We start from the raw sequence: 6,173 nt of genomic DNA, 5'->3' as shown, positions 1-6,173 counted from the left end.
CCCACCCACACCGCCCCCGACACCCCCGCGGCCGCCACCCTCCTCCTCACGCCCCCGTGACTCAGGACCCGGCGACCCGGTCGAAGAGCTCCAGCCGCGCCCAGGTGGCATCCTCGAACACCGAACACAGCCCGGCCCCACCCGGACTCCCCTCGGCGAACAGCCCCGCACGGTCGGCTCGCACGACCAGCACATCGTGGGCGTCGACGAAGTCGCAGACCCCCCGGTTCTCGATCGTGTCCCACAGCGCGTCAAGGCTCCGCCCCTGCCACCTCGGCAGCGCCCGCGGCTCGACCGCACGGATCGCATCCCGAAAGTCCTCGAGGCACTCGACCCGGTACCCCCGGACATCAATCACCAGCTCACTCACACCCACCGCCGCCCCCTACCCAGCCCGCACCGGCCCACCCCCGCCCCGAAGAGTCGTACACAGCGCCGACGAGGTCGCCCGCCGATCACCCGCACGACAGGAGCGAAGTGCGTCCGCAGTGACGAAGCCCACGCCGACCCACCGGCGGTCGAGCACCCCGGCGACGCCCCGACTGCCCCTGGTCCGCGTCCGGTCCGGAACCACCGACCAGACGGGAAAACCTCATCCGACGGAGACAGGGGCGCCGATGAGCGTTCGAGGGAACGAAAACAGCCCCTGACATGCGTTTCCGCATGTCAGAGGCTGTTTCTCTATCCTGTGGTTGGTGCAGGGTTCGAACCTGCGTAGCTTGCGCGACAGATTTACAGACCGCTGACCAGGCGAGCCCTGACCTGGCCACTCTCGATCGGAGCCCGGATCCGGTCCGCCACTGGTCCGGATCATGATCGGATCCACGACACCCGACCACAGTCCGGCACGGGTCCCCTCTGCCGTCAGCGTGGCATTCCCTATCCCCGATCCACTCACATCAGCAGCACCACACCCTTGGCCACGACACGGCCAGCCACCTGTCCCGCCTCACCCGCACATCGGCCCGCCGAACCTGTGCCTTCAGTCGAACTGATACGACATGCGCACCTCAATAGGGAACTTTTCGCATAACCAGTACAGACCTCGAGGACGAGGTCTATCATTTGCGACCAAAGCCGACCTCTCGCACCATGTGATCGTGGAGAGTACATGAGCTCGACCGCAACCCGCCTCACTTGCTTCGCCCTCCTGTCCTCGATTGAAGAGGACCTAAGATTGGCCATCTTGCGAGTCTGTGAGGACGGTGCGGATGATGCCCTTTCCATCCTCGGTGGAGAACGTCACGAAAAAGCTATCTCGCGGATAAGTCGGGACATTGGCACACAGTCCTCGCCCTCGCCCATTTCAACACTGGTCAATTATCTTGACTTCGCGGACGCATTCGAGGTTCTTTCTCGCCTAAAGTCCCGCCTGGACGAAGACCTCCAAACCTCACTCGCCAAAATTTCTCCCAACTTTTCGAAGATCATACAGATCCGAAACCGGGTGGCTCATTCGCGCCCAATGGAGATAGATGACATGGCATCTATCTACGATGTGGCGAAAGACATTTGCAGTTCCTACCCTCAACTCTGGGGCCTGACGTCAGAGACCATGCACAAACTTGAGCGCGAGCCAGCTTATGTGCTGGGCCTCAAGATTAACCTTGTCGCAGACCCCGACAGCGCACCACAGCACAACCTTCCCGCACCAGAGTTCGATGAGACCGGATTCTTTGGCCGACGGAAGGAGCTAGACAGAATCAAGAAGGCAATCAAAGGCGCCTATCCCGTAGTTTCAATTCTGGGCGACGGAGGTATCGGCAAGACCTCTATTGCCCTTAAGGCAGCCTATGAACTTCTAGATGACCCAAAGAACCCATTTGACGCTTTCGTTTGGGTCACTGCGAAAGCTACTGCACTCACCGTTAACGAGATTCAGAGAATCAGTGGAGCGATCGAAAGCTCGCTTGGCCTATTTGCGTCTGCCGCGGAGCAGCTCGGCGGAGAAAAGGCGTCTCAGGCGAGCGATCCAATTGGCGAAGTCCTATCGTATCTTGAGCACTTCAAGGTCCTTCTGATACTCGACAACCTTGAGACTGTGCTCGATCAAAGGCTGCGCGACTTCCTACTCGACCTTCCTCTCGGCAGCAAGGTCATGATCACAAGCCGAATCGGGCTCGGGATTGAAAACCCGGTTGCCCTTTCCCCGCTTTCGGATGATGACTCCACTCGTTTGTTGCACGCGCTAGCCCGTGTTCGGGAAGTGACGGCACTCAAGGGGCTGCCAGCCTCCAGTATTGCCAGGATGGTTCACGCTATGAAAGGCCATCCCGCGTACATTCGCTGGTTCGTGGCCGGCGTGCAGGCAGGGCGACGCCCTGAGGAACTGCTCCACGGGAACGACCTTCTGCTGGACTTCTGCATGTCCAACGTCTACGAGTACCTTGGTGGCGAGGCACGATCGGTTCTGCGCTCAATGCAGGTTCTGCCGGGACGCCGGAGTCAGGCCGAGCTTGCGTTCCTAAACAGCTACTCCGCAGGAAAAATTCAATCCAGCCTACTGGAGCTCATGACAACAAACTTTGTTCAGATGCAGGGCTCATCTTTCGGCCCTACAAGCGAGACCACTTATCAACTCACCGACTTCGGAAAGCAATATCTTGACAAGCGGCACGCAGTGCAAGCGAATGAGCGCCAGTGGTTCGAAAATCGAAGCAGGGAACTGACTTCTCTTGGCATGACACTTCAGGCCGAAAGCACCGCATCGCCGTATGATCCGAAAACAATTGATATTCAGGGGCCTGGAGACTTCAGCGTAGCTCGCCTACTTCGTGAAGCACTTCGCGAATATGATCAGGGAAACTACGACGGTGCGCTCATAACGTGTCGCGAGGCCCAGCTACTCGCACCCAATTATCATGAATCCTGGCGGGTTGAGGCATTCATTCACCTTGCGCGCAGGGATAACTATGCCGCAAATGCCGCATACGAGCGAGCGCATGAATTGGCCCCCGATTTCGCCACTCTGAACTATTTCTATGGCACCTTCCTGGTCGATGAGGCAATTAACCTTGAGCTAGGCCTCAAGCTCCTCCAAAAGGCAGCGGTGACAGAAGATGTTCCCCCTGCCGTAATTATTCAAATCGTTTGGACTCACATTCAGCTCGGCGACTTTCCTTCTGCTGTTGCAAGCGCTTCCCATGCATTGTCGATTAGGCCTACTATCGCCGACGGCGAAGTGGCGCTCACCATGGGATGTCGCGCAGGATTTTATGGCGCCAAGAACTTCCTTGACGGATTCCAAACTGGTGCAGCTGTCGAGCTTATCGAGGCTGTCGTTGAGATCGCTGATATTGCTAAGGTTGAGATGATCGCGGCAGAGGCATCTGACCGTCTCGTGCAACTCATCGAAATCAGCGATTCATTGAGCAGGAAGCTCGACGAAGATTTTCTTGCAGCTAGCTGCGACGGCTTTTCTTCCCGCCTCAGAGATCGCATTAGGGCAGCGGACGTTGGGTTTCTTGAGCGAAGGACCGGGAGCGTCAAGGCTGTCAAGCAGGACAAGATGTTCGGGTTCATCGAATCATGGGGCCGAGACTACTTCTTCCATCTGAACGACCTCTGTTCTGCCAGTGACTGGCAATACCTCGCCGAGGGAGTGACTGTGGCATTTACTCCGGATGAGGAAAATCTTCGGGGGCCACGCGCCGCCGACCTTCGATGGCTGGGCTAGCTGTGCTGCTAACTGGTTAGCCGCGGTACCGACCGGCTAGTTTTAGCTTGACGCTGGGCCAGAAACTCCATTTTACGCCGTGAAGGCGAGTTCGGTCTGGGGGGCGGTTTGCCGCCCAGACCTATGGCTCGTGCTCTAGTTGCGCTTCTGGCATCGGTTGACGGTGGTCAGGCCGTGAACATCAGGCCAGGCCATCCGCAATGAGCTCCATCGAATGCACAATCACAACAGCGCCGGCGGTGGCCAGCTTGGCGTCCTTCCCCGGCTTGTTGGCGTAGCCGATCGTCGCGACACCGGCGGCTTTCCCGGCTTCAACATCACGCGCCGCGTCGCCAATGAAGATGCAGTGCTCCGGCCCAGTCCCCGCGGCCTCCATGGCTTGTAGTAGGAGGCGCGGGTTCGGCTTCATCGAGGAGGGGTCACCCGGGGTACGACCGAAAACGCTGGCCATGTAGTCGCCGAGGCCGTGCTCGGCCAAGTACGCCTCGATGGCTCCGCCGGCGTTGTTGCTGACTACGGAGACCAGGCGACCAGAGCGGGCGGCAGCCCGCAGAACCGATTCTCCGCCTGCGGTCGGCCGGGCGACCCGGACGGCTTCAGTCTCCAGCGCGGCCAGCGCGGCGTCCGTGGTCGCCGTGAGGTCGGGCCGGGCGTCCGCGACCAGGCGGAGCAGGGCAAGCGGGTCGGCCTCCTCCTCCGCCCCGGCCAGGGCCTGCTCGCCCGCAGCGAGCAGGCCCTCACGGAGTCGGCGCGCAACCTCCGGGGCGGGGAGGCCGGCGAAAACCGAGCAGACCGGACCGTCAAAGTCGAGGAGCACGTGCTTCACCGGCCGCAGCACGTCGGCGAGTTGCTGAGGAGTGGCGATCATGACTGCCGCTCGTAGGCGATCGTGCTCCACACGCTGTCGAACCACATCTGGGCCTGCTGGACGTACTGCGAGCCGAGCGAGGCGTCGTCGGGGCCGGCGGCGTGGTGGAACAGGGTGGTGTCCTTGCCGGTCACGTCGTAGAAGGTGTGGTCGGTGTCGTCGATCGCCACGGTGCGCTCGCGGAGCGGGTAGAAGCCGAAGAACGCCTCCTGCCGGTTCAGGATGTACAGCTTGAACAGGCTGGACGCCCGGTGGACCTTGACCTGCACGCTCGCCTTCTGGACGAGCCCCAGCTCGGCCAGCATCTCCACCGAGTGAGCGATCCCGCCGGCATTCGTCAGGGCGATATTGCGGGCGCGCTGCCGGAGGGCGGCCTCGTCCTGGAGCCCGTCGACAAGCACCGGCACGGCCATGGGTGCCGTGGTGTCCGGCAGCAGCAGGCGGACCGTGATGGACTCCGGGGCCAGCCGGCCGGAGCGGACCTTGTCGAGCGGCTCCTGCAGCGCGTTGTGCAGCGTCTCGCTGGAGAACCCGGCGAAGTCGAGGGTCACCTGCTGCTGCTCGAAGGCCGCTTCGAGGTGAGGCCGCAGCCCGACCGGCCGAGATGTCCGCTCCCGCACGAAGGAACCGCTCCCCTGTCGGGTCACGATCAGCCCCTCGGTGCGGAGCAGGTCGAGCGCCTTGTCCACCGTGCCGCGCGCCACGCCGAAGTGCTTCGCCAGCTCGGGGCCTGAGGGGAGCTTGTCGCCGGTCTCGAAGCCCGGCTTCTTGGTGAGGATCGAGGCCCGCAGAGAGCTGCTGACCTGCTGATACGGGGGGCGAGAGTCGTCCGGGTCCAGGGCCATGCGGCCATGCTAGTCGTGTTGTGCAACACGAGCGAGAAACCCAACTCTCTTGAGCTGCCTAGGCAGGTTCTCTATGTTGTGAGTGTCGCACCGAGTGAGACAGGGGTGACACGGAGGGGCCTTCTTTGGGCTGCTCTGACCTGCACGAATGCGCCCGTAGATGGCCGGCCTTCCGCCGCGCCCAGGGCGAAGGGGCCCGGGACAGATCGGGCCGAGGCATCCCGGCGCCTTGTCAGATCGGAGACCTAGATCAAAAGGCCGCGCCCGCCTGCAAGGTCGCAGACCTGCTGGCCGTCCTGGGCAACCGGGACGGCCAGTGCTGTTGATCAACGTTGGCCGGGCCTGTGAGAACGGGGCCGCCGCGCCTTCCTTGGCCGGAGCGCGGCGACCCCTCACGGGCCCACACCCCAGAGAAGAGGTAGGCCCATGAGGCTGATTATCGCGGGCCAGACGGCCGCGGACGAGGACGAGTGCGCCGAGCTGGCGCTCGGCGTGGACGAGCAGCTGTTCGCCGGGGTCGCCGGTGAGGGTGAGATCGAGCGCGAGGCCCGGATGGACGCGGCGCACGCGATGCTGGCGGACCTGCGCCGGGAGGACCCGGAGCTGGCCGCGTCTGCTGCGGTCGGCGCCGGTGCCGTTGCGGCGCCCGGCGGTCGTCCGCCGCACGGCGAGCGCCGTCCGGGTGGCGGCGTGAACGCCGGCGTGTTCGCCGCGCTCGCGGCTGCCGTGAGCGCGCTCACCGGCCGCTCGCAGCGGCCGGTTCGGGGGCCGCGATGAAGGCGAC

The 6,173-nt window shown here is 62.7% G+C and carries 5 protein-coding genes; 2 read left to right on the top strand and 3 right to left on the bottom strand.

All coding sequences use genetic code 11. The features are described 5' to 3' along the window. Positions 1 to 61 precede the first annotated feature (61 nt). Complete coding sequence (locus tag IF01_RS0115010; RefSeq protein ID WP_094745545.1) at positions 62 to 370, bottom strand: hypothetical protein; 309 nt, start codon at positions 368 to 370, stop codon at positions 62 to 64. Positions 371 to 1,111: 741 nt separating this feature from the next. Between IF01_RS0115010 and IF01_RS45485 the strand changes: the two genes are divergently transcribed. Beyond that, positions 1,112 to 3,676, top strand: a complete 2,565-nt coding sequence (locus IF01_RS45485) for an NB-ARC domain-containing protein (RefSeq protein WP_078879973.1) — start codon at positions 1,112 to 1,114, stop codon at positions 3,674 to 3,676. Positions 3,677 to 3,857: 181 nt separating this feature from the next. Here IF01_RS45485 and IF01_RS0115005 read toward each other — a convergent pair whose 3' ends face one another. Together IF01_RS0115005 and IF01_RS0115000 are read right to left on the bottom strand one after the other, a co-directional pair. After that, positions 3,858 to 4,544 (bottom strand): HAD family hydrolase, encoded by a 687-nt coding sequence (locus IF01_RS0115005; protein WP_030393892.1) that lies wholly within the window; start codon positions 4,542 to 4,544, stop codon positions 3,858 to 3,860. Further along, a complete protein-coding gene (locus tag IF01_RS0115000) occupies positions 4,541 to 5,389 on the bottom strand; it encodes a GntR family transcriptional regulator (RefSeq protein ID WP_030393891.1) in 849 nt (282 codons plus the stop codon). The genes IF01_RS0115005 and IF01_RS0115000 overlap by 4 nt, the downstream gene beginning before the upstream one ends. A 426-nt stretch (positions 5,390 to 5,815) precedes the next feature. On the opposite strand from IF01_RS0115000, the gene IF01_RS43910 reads away from it, so the two are divergent. Next, a complete protein-coding gene (locus IF01_RS43910; RefSeq protein WP_051755351.1) occupies positions 5,816 to 6,166 on the top strand; it encodes a hypothetical protein in 351 nt (116 codons plus the stop codon). The last annotated feature ends 7 nt before the right edge of the window (positions 6,167 to 6,173 follow it).

Origin of the sequence: Kitasatospora purpeofusca, from assembly GCF_000718025.1 — a bacterium.
Taxonomy (GTDB): Bacteria; Actinomycetota; Actinomycetes; order Streptomycetales; family Streptomycetaceae; genus Kitasatospora; species Kitasatospora purpeofusca.
The sequence above is the reverse complement of the archived record's forward strand: the minus strand, read 5'-3'. Positions and strand labels throughout refer to the sequence as shown.